The sequence below is a fragment of the Salinarimonas sp. genome, from assembly GCF_040111675.1.
GTDB lineage: Bacteria > Pseudomonadota > Alphaproteobacteria > Rhizobiales > Beijerinckiaceae > Salinarimonas.
The window spans coordinates 1825863-1842205 of record NZ_CP157794.1; the positions used below are offsets into that span (position 1 = coordinate 1825863).

General features: G+C 72.8%; 15 protein-coding genes. 4 read left to right on the forward strand and 11 right to left on the reverse strand.

Going from position 1 to position 16343, the window contains the following annotated elements:
- Nucleotides 1-2: 2 nt before the first annotated feature.
- Genes ABL310_RS08505 through ABL310_RS08520 form a run of 4 tightly spaced genes read right to left on the reverse strand, consistent with a single transcriptional unit; the run spans nucleotide 3 to nucleotide 5173 of the window.
- On the reverse strand, nucleotides 3-608 hold the full coding sequence (locus ABL310_RS08505) for a sarcosine oxidase subunit gamma (protein ID WP_349371244.1): 606 nt from the start codon (nucleotides 606-608) through the stop codon (nucleotides 3-5).
- The gene (locus tag ABL310_RS08510) at nucleotides 601-3624 is read right to left on the reverse strand and encodes a sarcosine oxidase subunit alpha family protein (RefSeq protein ID WP_349371245.1); all 3024 of its coding nucleotides are present in this window, start codon (nucleotides 3622-3624) and stop codon (nucleotides 601-603) included. The genes ABL310_RS08505 and ABL310_RS08510 overlap by 8 nt, the downstream gene beginning before the upstream one ends.
- The gene (locus ABL310_RS08515) at nucleotides 3621-3911 is read right to left on the reverse strand and encodes a sarcosine oxidase subunit delta (protein ID WP_349371246.1); all 291 of its coding nucleotides are present in this window, start codon (nucleotides 3909-3911) and stop codon (nucleotides 3621-3623) included. The genes ABL310_RS08510 and ABL310_RS08515 overlap by 4 nt, the downstream gene beginning before the upstream one ends.
- An 11-nt stretch (nucleotides 3912-3922) precedes the next feature.
- Nucleotides 3923-5173 (reverse strand): sarcosine oxidase subunit beta family protein, encoded by a 1251-nt coding sequence (locus ABL310_RS08520; protein ID WP_349372024.1) that lies wholly within the window; start codon nucleotides 5171-5173, stop codon nucleotides 3923-3925.
- A 452-nt stretch (nucleotides 5174-5625) separates the two neighbouring features.
- Between ABL310_RS08520 and ABL310_RS08525 the strand changes: the two genes are divergently transcribed.
- Nucleotides 5626-6162 (forward strand): hypothetical protein, encoded by a 537-nt coding sequence (locus ABL310_RS08525; RefSeq protein ID WP_349371247.1) that lies wholly within the window; start codon nucleotides 5626-5628, stop codon nucleotides 6160-6162.
- Between the two features lie 148 nt (nucleotides 6163-6310).
- Here the strand turns inward: ABL310_RS08525 and ABL310_RS08530 are convergent, their stop codons facing one another.
- Together ABL310_RS08530 and ABL310_RS08535 are read right to left on the reverse strand one after the other, a co-directional pair.
- On the reverse strand, nucleotides 6311-6523 hold the full coding sequence (locus ABL310_RS08530; protein WP_349371248.1) for a hypothetical protein: 213 nt from the start codon (nucleotides 6521-6523) through the stop codon (nucleotides 6311-6313).
- The gene (locus ABL310_RS08535; protein ID WP_349371249.1) at nucleotides 6520-6870 is read right to left on the reverse strand and encodes a hypothetical protein; all 351 of its coding nucleotides are present in this window, start codon (nucleotides 6868-6870) and stop codon (nucleotides 6520-6522) included. The genes ABL310_RS08530 and ABL310_RS08535 overlap by 4 nt, the downstream gene beginning before the upstream one ends.
- A 236-nt stretch (nucleotides 6871-7106) precedes the next feature.
- Between ABL310_RS08535 and ABL310_RS08540 the strand changes: the two genes are divergently transcribed.
- Complete coding sequence (locus tag ABL310_RS08540) at nucleotides 7107-7796, forward strand: helix-turn-helix transcriptional regulator (RefSeq protein ID WP_349371250.1); 690 nt, start codon at nucleotides 7107-7109, stop codon at nucleotides 7794-7796.
- A 122-nt stretch (nucleotides 7797-7918) separates the two neighbouring features.
- Nucleotides 7919-9835, forward strand: coding sequence for a PAS domain S-box protein (locus tag ABL310_RS08545; protein WP_349371251.1), 1917 nt, complete (start codon nucleotides 7919-7921; stop codon nucleotides 9833-9835).
- A 36-nt stretch (nucleotides 9836-9871) separates the two neighbouring features.
- Here the strand turns inward: ABL310_RS08545 and ABL310_RS08550 are convergent, their stop codons facing one another.
- The 5 genes from ABL310_RS08550 to ABL310_RS08570 form a co-directional block, all read right to left on the reverse strand.
- Nucleotides 9872-10837: a fumarylacetoacetate hydrolase family protein gene (locus ABL310_RS08550; protein ID WP_349371252.1), complete on the reverse strand. Its 966-nt coding sequence runs from the start codon at nucleotides 10835-10837 to the stop codon at nucleotides 9872-9874.
- Nucleotides 10838-10841: 4 nt separating this feature from the next.
- The gene (locus tag ABL310_RS08555; protein WP_349371253.1) at nucleotides 10842-11360 is read right to left on the reverse strand and encodes an OsmC family protein; all 519 of its coding nucleotides are present in this window, start codon (nucleotides 11358-11360) and stop codon (nucleotides 10842-10844) included.
- A gap of 21 nt (nucleotides 11361-11381) precedes the next feature.
- Entirely contained in the window at nucleotides 11382-13349 is a 1968-nt protein-coding gene (locus ABL310_RS08560; protein ID WP_349371254.1) for a tripartite tricarboxylate transporter permease, read from the reverse strand.
- A 63-nt stretch (nucleotides 13350-13412) separates the two neighbouring features.
- Entirely contained in the window at nucleotides 13413-14498 is a 1086-nt protein-coding gene (locus ABL310_RS08565) for a hypothetical protein (protein WP_349371255.1), read from the reverse strand.
- A 62-nt stretch (nucleotides 14499-14560) separates the two neighbouring features.
- Nucleotides 14561-15442, reverse strand: a complete 882-nt coding sequence (locus ABL310_RS08570; protein WP_349371256.1) for a fumarylacetoacetate hydrolase family protein — start codon at nucleotides 15440-15442, stop codon at nucleotides 14561-14563.
- A gap of 131 nt (nucleotides 15443-15573) precedes the next feature.
- On the opposite strand from ABL310_RS08570, the gene ABL310_RS08575 reads away from it, so the two are divergent.
- Nucleotides 15574-16323: an FCD domain-containing protein gene (locus ABL310_RS08575; RefSeq protein WP_349371257.1), complete on the forward strand. Its 750-nt coding sequence runs from the start codon at nucleotides 15574-15576 to the stop codon at nucleotides 16321-16323.
- The last annotated feature ends 20 nt before the right edge of the window (nucleotides 16324-16343 follow it).

Below are 16343 nucleotides of genomic sequence, written 5' to 3' on the forward strand. Positions count from 1 at the left end.
GCTCAACCGCGCTCGACCGCGAGGCCGAGCCCCGCGGCCGAGGCGACCAGGAAGCGCCACAGGTCGGCGGCGGTGGAGCGCCCCCCCGCGAGGACGAACCCGTCCGCCTCGCGCCAGACGAGCACGCCGAGATGCGCCATCGTCGTCGTCGCGGCGGCTGCCGGCCCGAAGGCGCGCGGATGCAGGTCGACGAGAAGCCCCTTGGCGAGCGCGTCCGCGGCGCGCGGGCCCGAGACGCGCACGAGGACGCGCGCCCCGGTCTGGTCGCTCACGGAGACGAGCGCCTCGTCGAGCGGCGCAAGCGGCGCCGCGCTCTCGGCGACGAGGAGCCATTGCCCCGGCCCGGTCCAGACCAGACGCCGATCCGCGTCCCGGGAGACCTCGCCGGGCTCCGGCGGCGCGAGGCCGAGCGACGCGGCGAGGCTCGCCGCGGCCGCCACCTGCGCGTCGGCGCGCGCGACGAGGAGCGTCATCCGGCCCGGTGCGAGGGGCGTGAGCACGACGCCGGGCGCGCCGGAGCCGATCGGATCGCTCTTCGCGGCGAGGTCCGCGAGGGGATGCGTCGGCGTCCAGGACGGAGCGACGGCGGGGGAGAGGTTCTCAGGCATGGAGACGCACGCCTTCCTTGTCGACGAAGACGGGATCGGTGAGCCGCACCGGCGTGTCGCCGTCGCGGACGGGATCGACGGCGCGGACGATCTCGCCGTGGCGGGCGGGGCCGTTCTCGACCATGGCGAGGCCGATCCAATGCCCCAGCGTCGGCGAGAAGGCGACGGAGGTCACCCAGCCCTGATCGGTGTCCGCGCCAGCGACGACGCCCTCGGGCACGATATGCGCGCCCGCCCGCAGCCGTGCGCCCGCCTCGACCGGGACGAGGCCGACGAGAGACGCCCGGCCCGGATCGGTGAGGGCCGGACGGGCGGCGAGAGCGCGGCCGACGAAATCCTTCTTCTTCGACACCATCCGCCCGAGGCCGAGATCGTGGGCCGTCGTGCGGCCGTCGAGCTCCGGCCCCGCGGCGTGGCCCTTCTCGATGCGCATCACGCCGAGCGCCTCGGTGCCGTAGGGCGCGATGCCGTAGGGCGCCCCGGCCGCCGCGATGGCGCGGATCGCCGCGTCGCCGTACTGGGCGGGGACCGCGATCTCGTAGGCGCGCTCGCCGGAGAAGGACAGGCGGAAGATCCGCGCCGGGATGCCGCCGCCGACGCTCACCGCCCGCGCGCCCATGTAGGGCAGCGCCTCGTCGGAGAGGTCGTGGCCGGGATCGACCACGCCGCGCAGCGTGTCGCGCGAGCGTGGGCCCGCGACGGAGAACTGGGCCCAGGCCTCGGTGACGGAAGCGAGACGCACGTCGAGCCCGGGCCAGTGCCACTGCGCGCACAGCTCGAGATGCGCCATCACCTTGGCCGCGTTCGCCGTCGTCGTCGTCATGACGTAATGCGTATCCGACAGCCGCGCCGTCGTGCCGTCGTCCATGACGAAGCCGTCCTCGCGCAGCATCAGCCCGTAGCGCGCCTTGCCGACGGCAAGCGTGGAGAAGGTGTTGGCGTACACCCGGTCGAGGAAGGCGGCGGCGTCGGCGCCCTGGATGTCGATCTTGCCGAGGGTGGAGACATCGCAGACGCCCACCGCCTCGCGGGCGGTGCGCACCTCGCGGCAGACGGTCTCGAGCCAGTCGCGCTCGCCGGCGCGGGGGAAGTACTGCGCCCGCAGCCACGGCCCGCTCTCGACGAAGACCGCCCCCTGCTCGGCCGCCCAGGCGTGGGAGGGCGTCAGCCGCGTGGGGCGGAAGTCCCGGCCGCGGTGATGACCCGCGAGCGCGCCGATCGCGACCGGCGTCACCGGCGGGCGGAACATCGTCGTGCCGGTCTGCGGGATCGACCGCCCCGTCAGCTCGGCCATGATGGCGAGGCCCGGCACGTTGGCCGTCTTGCCCTGGTCCGTCGCCATGCCGAGCGTGGTGTAGCGCTTGAGATGCTCCACCGCGCGGAAGCCCTCGGCGTGGGCGAGGGCGACGTCGTCGGCGGTGACGTCGTTCTGCAGGTCCACGAAGGCCTTCCCCTTTGAGCGGCCTTTCGCGGAAACGCGCCAGAGCGGCGTATGGGCCTCCTGCTCCGGATCGCAGGAGGGGAGCTCGGGCGCGCGCGCCGAAAAGCCCGTCTCGATCGCGGCCTCGGCGCCGAGGCGCGCGCCGTCGGCGAGAGCCTCGGCGAGGGTGAGCCGCCCCGCGGCGGCGCCGGCGACCGCCATGCCCGGCGGCGGCGCGCCCGGTACGAAGGCCGCGATCCGCTCGTCGAAGACCGGCCGCGCACCCTGATGGCAGGTGAGCGCCAGCATCGGGTTCCAGCCGTTCGCGACGAGAACGCCGTCGCAGGCGACGCGCCGGCTGCGGCCGGAGCCGTCGAGAATGTCGATCGCGCGGACGCGAGGCCGGCCGTGGGTCGCGACGACGCGCCCGCCGAGGACGAGCTCCGCCGCCCACGCCTTCGCCCGGGCGACGAGGGCGGGGTCGATCTCCACGCGCGCGTCGACGATGGCCGCGAGGGAACCGCCGGCCGCGACGAGATCCGCCGCGCTCCGCCAGCCGTCGTCGCTCGTGGTGAACAGGACCGGGCGCGCGTGCGGCGCGACGGCGAAGCGGTTGAGATAGGTCCGCGCCGCCGAGGCGAGCATGACGCCCGGGCGATCGTTGCCGGGAAACACGATCGGCCTCTCGACGGCCCCGGCCGCCAAAACCGCGCGCTTCGCCACGATGCGCCAGGCGCGCAGGCGCGGCGTGTGCGGCGGGGGCACGGGCAGGTGGTCCGCGACGCGCTCGACAGCGCCGTAGACGCCGTGGTCGTAGGCGCCGAAGATCGTCGTGCGCGGCATCAGCCGCACCTCGGGCAGGCTCGCGAGTTCGGCGAGCGCGTCCGCCGCCCAGTCCGTGGCCGGACGCCCGGCGATCTCGCGGCGCTCGGCGAGCAGCCGACCGCCGAAGCGGAAATCCTCCTCCGCCAGGATCACCCGCGCGCCGGCGCGACCGGCGGCGAGCGCGGCGGCGAGCCCCGCGGGCCCCGAGCCGATCACCAGCACGTCGCAGAAGGCGATCGCCTTCTCGTAATGGTCCGGGTCCGGCGCATCGGCCGCGCGCCCGAGGCCCGCGGCGCGGCGGATGAGGGGCTCGTAGACCTTCTCCCAGAAGGCGGCGGGCCACATGAAGGTCTTGTAGTAGAAGCCCGCGCCGAGGACGGGCGAGAGCAGCCCGTTCGCCGCCATCAGGTCGAAGCGCAGGCTCGGCCAGCGGTTCTGGCTCGCGGCCGACAGGCCGTCGAACAGCTCGACGACGGTCGCGCGGGTGTTGGGCTCCCGGCGGGCGCCCGCGCGCAGCTCGACCAGCGCGTTCGGCTCTTCCGGCCCGGCGGTGAGGATTCCACGCGGGCGGTGGTACTTGAAGGAGCGCCCGACGAGGTCGACCCCGCTCGCGATCAGCGCGGAGGCGAGCGTGTCGCCGGAAAAGCCGCGATAGGTCCGCCCGTCGAAGGCGAAGGCGATCGGCGCGGTGCGGTCGACGAGCCCGCCGGCGGGCAGACGGCGCGACTGGCCGACGGGCTCGGCGACGAAGGATCCGGAGAGGGCGTTCATCGCACCGCCCCCGCCGTGAGGTCGCGCGCGGCCGCCGCTGCACGGGCGGTCTCGACGGCGTGGATGGCGTGGCAGGCGGTGTCGCGGGTCACGACGAGCCAGGCCCGGCAGCCGCTCGCGTGATACCAGAGCTCCCGATGCGGCCCGGCGGGATTGTCGCGCAGATAGACCGCCTCGGCGACGGCGTCGAGGGACGCGTCCGCGGCGGGCCGGGCCGCGGACGCGTCGCCGAGATAGGAGAATTCCTGGACGTCGCGCGCGCCGCAATGGGGGCAGGGGATGCGCATGGCTCTCGCTCTCAGTGGAGGTTCGGCTGGGCGCCCTGGCCCTTCTCGTCGATCACCCGCCCCGAGGCGAAGCGATCCAGCCGGTAGGCGGCGGCGGCGGGGTGCGGCGCGTCGCGCGCGATCAGGTGGGCGAAGCACAGCCCGGAGGCCGGCGTCGCCTTGAACCCGCCGTAGCACCAGCCGGCATTGAGGTAGAGACCCTCGAGCGGGGTCGCGTCGATGATCGGCGAGCCGTCCATCGACATGTCCATGACGCCGCCCCAATGGCGCAGCAGCCGCAGCCGGCCGAGCCCGGGCCACAGCGCCATGCCGCATTCCATCACGTCCTCGATCACGGGCAGGTTGCCGCGCTGGGCGTAGGAATTGTACCCGTCGATGTCGCCGCCGAAGACGAGCCCGCCCTTGTCGGACTGGCTGACGTAGAAGTGCCCGGCGCCGAAGGTGACGACGCCGTCGATCAGGGGCTTGAGCCCCTCGCTGACGAAGGCCTGCAGCACGTGGCTCTCGATCGGCAGGCGCAGGCCGGCGAGCGCCGCGACGCGCGAGGAATGGCCCGCGGCGGCGAGCCCCACCTTGCCGGCGCGGATCGGTCCGCGCGTGGTCTCCACGCCGACGACGGCGTCGCCCTCGCGCAGGAAGCCCGTGACCTCGCAATTCTGGACGATGTCGACGCCGCGCGCGTCGGCGGCGCGGGCGTATCCCCAGGCGACGGCATCGTGCCGGACGGTGCCGCCGCGGCGCTGCAACAGCCCGCCCTGGACGGGAAAGCGCGCGTTGTCGAAGTCGAGGAAAGGCGCCAGCCGGCGTACGCCCTCGCGGTCGAGGAGCTCGGCGTCGACGCCGTGCAGACGCATGGCGTTGCCACGCCGGGCGTAGGCGTCGCGCTGCGCATCGGAATGGTAGAGGTTCAGGACGCCGCGCTGGCTGACCATGGCGTTGTAGTTGATGTCCTGCTCCAGCCGCTCCCACAGCTTCATCGAGAGCTCGTAGAACGGGACGTTCCCCGGCAGCATGTAGTTGGACCGCACGATCGTCGTGTTGCGGCCGACGTTGCCGCCGCCGATCCAGCCCTTCTCGAGCACGGCGACGTTCGCCACCCCGAACTCCCGGGCGAGGTAGTAGGCCGTGGCGAGCCCGTGCCCGCCGCCGCCGACGACGACCACGTCGTAGGCCGGCTTCGGCGCCGCGTCGCGCCAATGCGGCGTCCAGGTGTCGAGGCTCCTCAGAGCGTTGCGGGCGAGGCTGAAGGCGGAGAAGCGCATGGCCACCGGTGCTGCGTCGGGCTCGTCGGCATCGAGACGCGCGGACCACGCTCGACCGACCGTGACAATGCCGGCTCGGCACCCGCGACAGACGCGTGAATCCGACACGACCGCGCCCGTTCGCGACCCGCACCGCAGCGCCTCGGCACGGACCATGCCATGGCGTCGAGGCGCCCCCTCGACGCCACGACAGCGTCTGTTCGCGATCACGAGTATTCACGCTACCGCGAGCCGATGAGCCCGGGGCCTCCGGCGCGCCGCTGATCCGCGCTCGGTGTCGTCCAGAAAGACCCTCGAAATCAGTGGCTTGGACGCGCAGGGTCGACTCTGTCAGCCGGAACGGACGGCGGGCTGAAAAAACCACGCGCGACGGAACACGGGCGGGCGCTCGTCTTTGAACTCATAGGCGTCGCGAGTATCCGTGGCGTAAACGAGAGAGAAGGAGCAAGCTCATGAATCGCATTCTCATGATGAGTGCGGCGGCTTTGCTCGTCGCGACCCCGGCGAGCGCGCAGCAGGCGGCGCCGCCTCCCGTCGTCGACAAGGCTCCGGCCGTGCCCCAGACCGCCATCGGCGTCCAGGAGCGGCGACGGCTCGTCACCTCGGACGACGACACGGCGGCGCCCGCCGGCTTGCTCGTCGAGCGTCAGCGGCAGGTGATCGACTGCCTGGATCCGCGCGTCGAGTGCGCCGGCCTCGATCCGATCGTGGATGCGGCCCCGGCCGTGCCCGGGACGGCGATCGGCGTGCAGGAGCGGCGGCGGCTGACGACCTCGGACGACGACACGGCCGCCCCGGCCGGCTTCCTGATCGAGCGTCAGGCCACCGGGCCCGTCGAGGTGGAGGCCACCGGCGCCGTGCCGCCGCCCGTGACCGACATGGCTCCGGCCGTGCCGAGAACGGCGATCGGCGTGCAGGAGCGTCGCCGGCTCCTGGCCGACGACGACGCGACCGCGGCGCCGGCCGAGATGCTGATCGAGCCGCAATGACCCGCGGCTCCCCAGCGGAAAGCCCCGGCTTCGCGCCGGGGCTTTTCTCGGCGCGCTGACCGTGCGGCGGATCGCGCGTGCGCACCGTGGACGTCTCGGGGCAATCGGGCCGCGGTCCCCACCCCCCAGGGGGCGGCCCCGAGGTGGTTCAGGACGGCCGGCGGGGCCGGCCCGCGCGGGGCGGATCGAGCCCGAGAAGGACGTCCCGGCACATCTCGGCGGTCTCGCGCTCGCGCCCGGACGGGAGCAGGCCGATCGCGCTCTCCAGCGCCGCGACGGCGAGCCCGATCGCGGCGAGCCCCGCGCGCATCCGCTCGTCGGGCGCCTGCCGGGAGCCGGTGCTCGACAGCCCCTTCGTCACCGTGCACCCCGGTCCCGGATCGGGTCCCGGCTCTCCGTGGACGCGTCGCCCCAGCGGATCCGCGTGTTCCCGGCCTGCGACAGCCTCAGAGCGCGCATCTCGACAGCGCGCAGCGATGCGGCCTGCTCGTCGAGCCGGCGAAGCGACTCGGCCAGGGAGGCGAACGCCGCGTTGGTCTCGTCCGTGAGGGCGCGCAAGCTCTCGACCGCGTTCGTCCCGTCGCTCCGCTCGAGCGCCCCCGTCGACGCCCTCAGGGCGAGCCCCAGAGCTTTCCGGCGACAATCGTCCAGTCTCGCGAGCGCCCGATCGGTGTCGGACGGCAGGCGATCGTGCGTCTCGAGGTCCATGGTCTCGCTCGTCGCTCCGTCGGCTGGTCCGTGCGGAACCCGGCGGCGTCCGTCTTCACGTCTGCGCGCCTCGCGTCGAGTCCCGAGATCGCGGGAACTTTCGGCGGCCTCGGGTTTACGTTTAGTAAACAAAAGTAGCCGAACCGGTCACCCGTGCCGTCGACGACGCGGAAATTGCCTCGGCCCGGCGGGAAAGCTATAGGCCGCGGTCCGCAGGCTGCGGCGCGGAGACGACGATGGAAGGCGGCGAGATTCCCGAGGCGCTGAGCGCGCAGGCGGCGCTCCTCGACGGCGACGGCGTGATCGTGGCCGTGAACGACGCCTGGCGGCGCTTCGGCGTCGAGAACGGGCTCACGTCTCCGGACGCCTGCATCGGCACGAACTACCTCGCGCTGTGTCGCAGCTGCCTGGGGGAGGCGCACCGGCTCTCGATGGACCTGAACGCGTTGCTGCGTGGCCGCAGCGTCATCCTCACGTGGCTCTATGCCTGCGACACGCCGCAGGGGCGGCGGTGGTTCAACCTCGTCGGCGTTCCCCGGGCGGACGGCGCGCGGGGGGCCCTGATCGCGCACGTGGACCTCTCGCCGCTGGTCGCGGGCGGGACGACCGGCGCGCCGGAGGACCGCCCGACGCTGGAGACGTCCGTATCGGCTCTGGCGCCCACGCGAGCCGGGCTTCTCGACGCCGCCGATGCAGGGGAGGCCGACGCCGACCCCGCGACCGACCTCACGGGGCTCACCGCCAGGCAGGCGCAGGTCCTCGCCCTCGTCCGGGAGAGCCGCACGAACGAGGAGATCGCAGCGGCTCTGTCCATCTCGGTCGGAGCCGTCAAGAAGCACGTGGCGGCGTTGCTCAAGGCGTTCGGCGTCTCGGGGCGGCGGGACCTGCGCACCGGACCCTCCACCCGCAGGCGGGACGCCGGATGAGGCGACCGGCGCGCGGCTCGGGGCAGCTCCCGGCCGCTCGGCGGAGCGCCGCTCGCCGTCATGCGGCGATTGTCGCGTCCCGACGTGTCCATTACGGTGAAGACCACGTCGGGAGTCGATCGATGTCGGTGGACATGAAATCAACTGCTTTCCCCAAGGGCGGTGGGGAAACGGCAGCCCTGATCCGGTCCTTCGACTGGAGCACGACGAAGCTTGGCCCTTTGGAAGACTGGCCGAGATCACTGGTGACCGCTGTCGGCATCATTCTGGGCGCCGGCGCGCCGATCGCCGTCTACTGGGGTGCGGATCACGTCCTCGTCTACAACGACCTCTGGCGAGAGCTGATCGGCGACAAGCACCCGGCGGCGCTGGGGCGACCGGCGCGCGAGGTCTTCCCGGAAATCTGGAACGAGATCGGTCCGCTGCTCGACGGCGTTCGGGCGGGGGGCGAGGCATCTCGGGTCGACAGCTGGCTGCTCCCGATCGACCGCTCCGGGCGGATCGAGAACGCCTGGTTCAGCTTTCGGTTCGACCCGATCCCGGACGAGGGCGGCGGGGTCGGCGGGGTCTTCAACACCGCCGCCGAGGTGACCGCGCGGATCCGGGAGGAGCGCGCCCGCGCGGCCGCGGAAGCGGCCTTGCGCGAGAGCGAGGAGCGAATGCGTCTCGCGATGAGCACGATCGGGATGGTGACCTGGGAGTGGCTCCCGCGCGACGATCGCATCGCGACCAGCGACGGCTTCGCGGCGCTCTTCGGGTTGCGGACCCTGGCCGGTGCGCAGGACGGCTTCGCCCTGCTGGTGCCGGAGGACCGGGAGGCGCATGTCGGCAAGGTGCGTCGGGTCGCGTCCGAGGGCGGCAGCTACACCTCGGAATTCCGCTTCCGTCGGCCGGACGACGGCCGTCTCGTCTGGCTCGAGGAGCGCGGCGAAGCGCAGCTCGATGCGAGCGGCCACGTGGAGCGGGTGATCGGCGTCGTCTTCGACGTCACGGACCGAAAGCGGGCCGAGGAAGCGCTCCGGGAGAGCGAGGCGCGGTTCCGGGAATTCGCCGAAGCGTCGTCCGACGCGCTCTGGGTGCGTGACGCCGAGACCCTCGAATGGGAGTATCTCAGCAGCGCCTTCGACACGATCTACGGCATGGAGCGCGGCGGCGCCGTGGCGTCGCGAAGCGTGTCGACGCTTCTCGACGTGATCGTGCCCGACGACCGGGAGCGCACGCTGCAGGCGATCCGCGGGTTGCGCGACGGGGAGGGCGTGTACGAGTACCGCATCCGGCGTCCCTCGGACGGGCAGATCCGATGGCTGCGGACGACCGGGTTCAGGCTGATCGACGCCGACGGCCGGATGCGTCGGCTGGGCGGCATCACCCGGGACGTGACCGAAGAAAGGCAGACGGCGGACCGGATGGACGTCCTCGTGTCCGAGCTCCAGCACCGGACCCGCAACATCATCGGCGTCATTCGCGCGATCGCCCGGCGCACCCAGCGCGCCAGCGCCTCTCTCGACGAGTTCGCGGAGCAGTTCGCGGCCCGGCTCGACGCGCTATCGCGCGCCAACGGGCTCCTTTCGACCCTGAAGGAGGGGGACCGGGTCGCGTTCGACGAGCTGCTCCAGGCCGAGCTGCGCGGCCACGGCATCATGCCCGATCGCGACGAGGGGCGGATCGTGCTGAGCGGCATCGAGGGCATTCGCCTGCGGTCTGCATCCGTCCAGACGCTGGCGCTCGCCCTGCACGAACTCCTCACCAACGCGATGAAGCACGGCGCGCTCGGCCGACCGCAGGGATGTCTCGTCATCGCCTGGGAGGTCGTCGGCCCCGTGACCGAGCCTCGCCTGCGGGTCGAGTGGCGGGAGACCTGGGGAGAGCAGCCCGCCCATGCGCCGGCGGCGTCCCTCGACGGCGGCTACGGGCGGGAGCTGATCGAGCGCGCCATTCCCTTCCAGCTCGGCGCCGAGACGACCTACGATCTGCGGCCCGACGGCCTGACCTGCATCGTCGTCCTGCCGCTCACGAAGCGCTTCCCGGTTCGTCCGTGAGACGCCCGGGCCGCCACGGCGCAGGCGCGGCCGACGTCATCCCGCACCCGCGACGACGGGGTTGCGCAGGGTGCCGATCCCCTCGATCTCGCTTTCGACGACGTCCCCCGGCAGGCAGTAGCGCGTCGGCTTCACGCAGCCCGGGACGGGCCGCCAGCGCCCGCCCAGCTCCGGATCGGCCGACCACGCCGTCCCCGCCGGCGTGCCGGTGATGATCACCATCCCGGGCCTCAGGGTGAAGCTGGTCGAGAAGAAGTGGATCAGCTCGGCGCAGCTCCAGATCATCGAGGCGGTCGAGCCCGCCTGGCGCGGCTCGCCGTTGATGCGCGTGCGCAGGGCGAGCGCCTGCGGATCCGGGATCTCGTCGCGCGTGACGATCCAGGGCCCGAGCGGCGCGCTCGTGTCGAAGGCCTTGCCGCGGCCGAGCTCGTACCAGGTCACGCCCTCCGGAGACGTGCGCACCTGCCGGTCCCGCGCGGTGACGTCGTTGACGATCGTGTAGCCGAAGACGTGGTCGAGCGCCGCCGCGACCGGGATGTGGCGCCCGGGCCTGCCGATCACGATCGCGAGCTCCGTCTCGCAATCGAGCTTCGTCGTCAGGCGCGGATCTTGGACGATGGCCTCCTCCGGCCCGATCACGCAGTCCGCCGTCTTGACGAAGAATTCGGGCTCCTTGGCGCTCAGCGGCGTGTTGGCTTTCTCGGCGTTGTGCTCGCGGTAGTTCGAGCCGGTGCACAGGATGGTCGAGGGGCGCATCGGCGCGCAGAGCGGCGTTCCCGCGAGCGGCAGACGCGTCTCGGCGGGCGCGGACGCGACGAGCTCCCGCGCGAGCGCGAGGCCGGCGTCGCCCGCGGCGGCGAGGGCGATCGCGTCGGCGACGAGCGGCCGATCGGCGCCGCGCCCGAGGGCCGCGCAGGCGTCGGCGGCGTCGACGATCGTCTCGGGGTCGGCGAGGAAGCCGAGGCGCGGCGCGCCGCGCGCGCGATGCATCAGGACGCGCACGGCATCAATCCTCGAAGGCGGCGGCGGGCTCGACCCGCCAGTCGACCCGCATCCGCACGTCGGCGGCGCGGATGAGGTTCATCACCGGGCAGCGGAACTCGACGTTCTTCTGCAGCTGGCGGACCCGCGCCTCGGGCTCGTCGGTGTAGAGCACGATCTCCAGCGACAGGGTCTCGTAATAGGGCCGCACTCCGGCGACGCCCTTGGGGCCGCGCACGTCGATCTCGGCCGAGCAGGAGAAGTCGACGCCGGCATAGGAGAAGCCCATCGCCTTGGCGCAGCCGTTGATGATCACGCCGTCGCAGCCGACCAACGCCACGAGAACCGTCTCGAGCGGGCTCGGCGCGGTGTTGGTGCCGCCGAGCGTGTCGGGCTCGTCGGTGAAGACGCTGTCGAACTGGCGCACGCGGACCTCCGTGCGCGTGCCGCCGCGATTGCGCGCGCGCACGGAGCGCACCGCGATCTTCTTCGTCGCCGGGTCGACGCTCGGGGGCAGGATGTCGGGATCGGGCGCGAGGGTCATGACGGGCTCCCTGTTCGCGGATCAGGACAGGATGGCGAAGTCGAGAAGGCCTGCCGGCGCGCTCACGCGCATCAGCGCGAACATGCCGTGGATGCCCGCGAGGATGAGGGCCGCGTAGGCGAGGCCCGTGGCGAGGCGCATGCGCGCGCAGCCGAGCAGGATCCAGGTGAGCAGCACCACCGTCGCGATGTCGAAGCCCACGAGCCAGACCCCGAGCCCGTAGGCGAGCAGCGTGGCGAGGAACGGGATCTCGGCGATCGCGGAGGGATCGCGCACGACGCCCTCGTCGAGGGCGTGGCGGGTGTCGCGCACGACGATCCAGGCCGCGAGCGCGAGGCCGGGGACGATGGCGAGAGTCGGCAGGAGGCGCGAATCGGGCGCGAAGCCGAGGGTCTCGTAGGCCGCGTAGCCGAAGACGAGAAGCACCAGCCACGCGAAGGCGAGGCCGATGCGCGTGTCGACGCGCCGCTCCCGCTTGCGCGGCGCGAGCGCCGGTCCGTCCGTCGCCGCCGCCGCAGCGCGGGCGCGGCGTGCGCGCAGGAGCCCGGCGAGGCGCAGCAGAAGCGGCACGACGATCAAGGCGGCGATGACGAGGACGCCCGGGCGCAGCAGCCAGGCCCAGCCGTGGATCTGCACGGTGAGCCAGAAATACTGCTCCATCGGCTTGGCCAGCACGAAGCCGACGAGGACCGGGGCGCGCGGCCAGTCGGCCTGCTTCATCAGCCAGCCGACGACGCCGAGGGTCAGCAGCATGGCGATGTCGCCGAAGGACTGAGTCGCCTGGTAGGCGCCCGCGACCATGATCAGGAGCAGCGGCGCCGCGATGATGGCGAAGCGAATGCGCGTCAGCCGGGCGATGAGCGGCGTGATGGCGAAGCAGATCAGGGCGCCCGCGACGGAGGCGAGGGCGACGCTCCAGACGATGACGTACATCAGCTCCGGATTCTCGCGCACGAGGCGCGGGCCCGGATAGAAGCCGAAGGAGAACAGCGCCCCGAGAAACACGGCGGCGGCCGGCCCGCCGGGGACGCTGAACAGGAGCGTCGGGACGAGATCGGAGATCACGGTGGCGTTGTTGGCCCCTTCCGCCGCCGCGACGCCGCGGATCTCCCCCTTGCCGAAGCGGCTCTTGTCCTTGGCCGAGCGCATGGCGTGGCCGTAGGCGACCCAGGTCGAGGCGCTCGCGCCGACGGCCGGCACGAAGCCGCCGAAGACGCCGATCAGGGCGGAGCGGACCACGAGCCAGCGATGGCGCACGAAGGCGCGGGCGCCCTCCCGCCAGTCCCCGAGCGGAGCGCGCTCGTTGGAGATGCCGCCCCCGGAGGCGAGCATGCCGACCACCTCGGCCACCGCGAACAGGCCGAGCGCGACGATGGTGAGGGACAGGCCGTCGGCGAGGTAGGGCTGGCCGAAGGTGAAGCGGAAGTCGACGGCCGCGGGCGCGGCGCCGATCGTGCCGAGGAGGATGCCGAAGGCCGCCGCGGCGAGACCCACCGCGATGTCCTTGCCCACCATGCCGGCCGCGAAGACGAGGCCGACGATGGCGAACATCAGGAGCTCCGGCGTGCCGAGCGCGAGCACGAGCGGGCCGGCGACGGGGATCGCGAGCGACAGGATGACCGCGCCGAACAGCCCGCCGACCATGGAGGCGAGGAAGCCGACGCCGAGAGCGGTCGCCGCCTTGCCCTCGCGGGCGAGCGCGTGGCCCTCGATGGCGGTCGGCGCCGAGGCCGGCGAGCCGGGCGCGCCGACGAGCACCGAGGTGATGGTGTCGGAGGTGTAGATCACCGAGATCGCCCCGAGCAGCAGGGCGAGGCCGGCATAGCTGTCGAAGAGATAGATGAAGGGCAGGAGGATCGACACCGCGGCCACGCCGCCGAGACCGGGGAGCATCCCGAAGACGAGCCCGGCGAGCATGCCGGCGAAGAGGGCGGCGAGGCGCGCGGGCTCGAGGAGCGCGGACAGGGCCGGGACGAGATGCTCGAGCACGGGCGGACGCCTCCGTCGGGGGTGCGCAGGGGCGACGCGCCGGGTGGCGCGCCGCCGGCCGGGTCAGAAGCTGACGCCGTACTTCGTGCCGAGCAGGTCTCGCAGGTAGGCGCGAATCTCCGGCGAGGGCCTGAGCGCCGCGAGGAGCGGCCCCTCGACCTCGGACGGCGGGATCAGCGCGTAGCCGCCGACGACCTCGGCGCTTTCCGTCTGGAACTCGGCATCCGCGTTGATCGCCGGGATCGCCGCCTCGAAGGCCGCGATCGCCTCGTCGGGCGTGCCCTCGGGCAGGAAGGCGGTGAGGCCGTAATTGTAGGTCGCCGTGCCCACGGCCTGGAACGCGTCCCAGGCGAGCCCGCTCGGCTCCGCGCCGTCGTTCATCGCCGTGTAGACCTCGTAGACCGAAGGCAGGTCCGGGAAGGCGGGGTCGCGGCCGGTGAGGCGGCCGTCCTCGGCGACGGAGCCGCCCGTCCACAACGGCGTGGCGCGCCCCGCCGCGACCATGTCCACAACCTGCGTCGCGTAGACCGGGGTGAACTGGTAGTCGAAATTCGTTTCCCCCCGCTCGAAGGCGAGGCGGATCGGCCCGCGGCCGGGGAAGCCCAGCACGGTCTTGACGTCGAGGCCGAGCACCTCGAACGACAGGAGCCCCGGCAGGTCGCTCGCCGCGGCCGCGATGCCGCCGTAGATCAGGGGCACGTCCGGGTCCTTCACCTCGGTCGCCTCGGTCACGCCGGTGGTCGGCGAGACGTAGGCGACGGCGCCGAAGGGCAGGCTGTAGCCCGGGCGCATGGCGGCCAGATCGTATTCCACGCCCTCCTGCCCGAGCACGAAGGGATTGGAGGTCGACGAGGTGGTGAACAGGATCGTCAGCCCGTCGGGCTGCGCGTTCTCGGCGAACCAGTTCGCGCCGAGCACCGAGCCGCCGCCGGGACGGTTGACCACCTCGACGTCCGGATTGCCGGGCACGTGGCGCTCCAGGTACTTCTCCAGGAAGCGGGCCGCGACGTCGGTCGCGCCGCCGGGCGAGAACGGCACGATCACCTGGATGCGCTTGCCGGCGTAGAAGTCCTGTGCGGCCGCCGGGCCCGCGAGAGCGATGCAGGCGGCCGCGAGGCCGAATGCGAGACGCTTGTCGATCACGCTCATGGCTTTTCCTCCCTGTGCGCTCGCCGCCCCTGTGCCGAGGCTTCGCGAGCCGTTGCGGGGCGTCAGGTCACGGGATTCTCCAGCGTGCCGATGCCCTCGATCGTGACGGCGACGCGGTCGCCGGGCCGCAGGTAGCGCGGCGGCTCGAAGCCGATGCCGACGCCCGCCGGCGTTCCCGTCGCGATCACGTCGCCGGGCGCCAGCGTCATGGTGGCGCTCAAGGTCGCGATCAGCGTGGGAACATCGAAGATCAGGTCGGCGACGCGGGCCTTCTGGCGCACCTCGCCGTCGACCCGCGTGACGAGCTCGAGACGGCCGATGTCGCCGATCTCGTCGGCGGTGACGATCCACGGGCCCATCGGTCCGAAGCTGTCGAGGCTCTTGCCGATCAGCCACTGGCTGTGCCGGCTCTGCAGCTGGCGCGAGGTCACGTCGTTGACGATGGTGTAGCCGAAGACGTGCGCCATCGCGTCCTCGCGCGTCACCTGGAAGGCGCGCCGGCCGATGACCACGCCGAGCTCGCCCTCGTAGTCGACGCTTCCCGTGGGGTCGAGCGAGGCGCGGATCGGCGCGCCGGGCCCGACGACGCTGCTGCCGGCCTTGGCGAAGACCACGGGGTGCGAGGGGACCTCCTCCTTGCCGGACGAGTCGAAGCCGCTCTTGTGGAATTCGGTCGCATGCGCGCGGTAGTTCTTGCCGACGCAGACGATCATCTGGCGCGGATCCGGCAGCGGCGCCTCGAGCCGCGCCTCGGCGAGAGGAATGCGCTGCGCCCCCGGGTCGGCGCGCCGCTCCTCCCAGCGCGCACGCTCGGGCTCCCCACCGGCGATCATCCGGCCGATGGCGCCGTGGGCCTCGGCGCCCCGCGCCGCCGCCACGATCTCCTCGCCGTCGACGATGCCGGCGCCCGGGACCTCCCCATGGGTGAACGAGACGATGCGCATGGCCACCTCTTTTCATATATGATTTGAGCGTATCCATACGGTTTGACGAGTCAAGTGCAGCATGGCACTTTCTCGATCGAACTTTCCTCACCAATGGTCGCGTCTTGCCGCGACGACGGATGACCGAGAGCATGCGGACCGCTTCCACGCCGACGAGCCGGAGCCCGGAGGGGCGCGGCGCGTCCGAGGCGTCGCTCGTGGACGCCGCCTACGCGGCGCTGCGCAGCGACATCATCGCCGGGCGGCGGCGCCCCGACGAGCGCCTGCGCATGGAGCGGCTGCGGACGATCTACGGCATCGGCGTCACGCCGCTGCGCGAGGCCCTGCAGCGGCTCGCGGCGGACGGGCTCGTCGTCGCCACGGGGAGCCGCGGCTTTTCCGTGGCGCGGCTCGCCGCGGCGGATTTCGCGGACCTCAACCGGGCCCGCATCGCCGTGGAGACCGCGGCGCTGCGGCTGTCGATCCCGGCCGGCGACGACGACTGGGAGGCGGACGTCGTCGCGGCCGCCTACGCGCTCGAGAAACAGGACCGGCTGCTCCAGAGCGGCGAGGCGGACCTCGAGCGCTGGGAGGCGGCGAACGCCCGCTTCCACCACGCCCTCGTCAAGGCTTGCGGGACGGAGTGGCTGCTGCGCGTGCGGCAGAACCTGCAGGACCAGTGCGAGCGCTACCGGCGCGCCTCGATCGGCGCGGAGCGCCGGGCCCGCGATCTCATGAGCGAGCACCGGGAGATCGCGCGCGCGGCTCTCGCGCGCGACGTGGCGGCGACCTGCGCTCTGGTCGAGGCCCACTTCCAGCGTACCGGCGAGGGCCTCGACGGCTTCCTGACCGAGCCCGCGGCGGCGACGCGACCGTCCCGGGGCGGCCTCGCCTCCGGCTGAAGCGCCGGCCGGCGCGGGCT

Bases quoted from the DNA above. Each gene is read 5' to 3' on its own strand.
- ABL310_RS08505 (WP_349371244.1), bottom strand. From the start codon at position 608: ATGCCTGAGAACCTCTCCCCCGCCGTCGCTCCGTCCTGGACGCCGACG.
- ABL310_RS08510 (WP_349371245.1), bottom strand. From the start codon at position 3,624: ATGAACGCCCTCTCCGGATCCTTCGTCGCCGAGCCCGTCGGCCAGTCG.
- ABL310_RS08515 (WP_349371246.1), bottom strand. From the start codon at position 3,911: ATGCGCATCCCCTGCCCCCATTGCGGCGCGCGCGACGTCCAGGAATTC.
- ABL310_RS08520 (WP_349372024.1), bottom strand. From the start codon at position 5,173: ATGCGCTTCTCCGCCTTCAGCCTCGCCCGCAACGCTCTGAGGAGCCTC.
- ABL310_RS08525 (WP_349371247.1), top strand. From the start codon at position 5,626: ATGAATCGCATTCTCATGATGAGTGCGGCGGCTTTGCTCGTCGCGACC.
- ABL310_RS08535 (WP_349371249.1), bottom strand. From the start codon at position 6,870: ATGGACCTCGAGACGCACGATCGCCTGCCGTCCGACACCGATCGGGCG.
- ABL310_RS08540 (WP_349371250.1), top strand. From the start codon at position 7,107: ATGGAAGGCGGCGAGATTCCCGAGGCGCTGAGCGCGCAGGCGGCGCTC.
- ABL310_RS08545 (WP_349371251.1), top strand. From the start codon at position 7,919: ATGTCGGTGGACATGAAATCAACTGCTTTCCCCAAGGGCGGTGGGGAA.
- ABL310_RS08555 (WP_349371253.1), bottom strand. From the start codon at position 11,360: ATGACCCTCGCGCCCGATCCCGACATCCTGCCCCCGAGCGTCGACCCG.
- ABL310_RS08565 (WP_349371255.1), bottom strand. From the start codon at position 14,498: ATGAGCGTGATCGACAAGCGTCTCGCATTCGGCCTCGCGGCCGCCTGC.
- ABL310_RS08570 (WP_349371256.1), bottom strand. From the start codon at position 15,442: ATGCGCATCGTCTCGTTCACCCATGGGGAGGTCCCGGGCGCCGGCATC.
- ABL310_RS08575 (WP_349371257.1), top strand. From the start codon at position 15,574: ATGCGGACCGCTTCCACGCCGACGAGCCGGAGCCCGGAGGGGCGCGGC.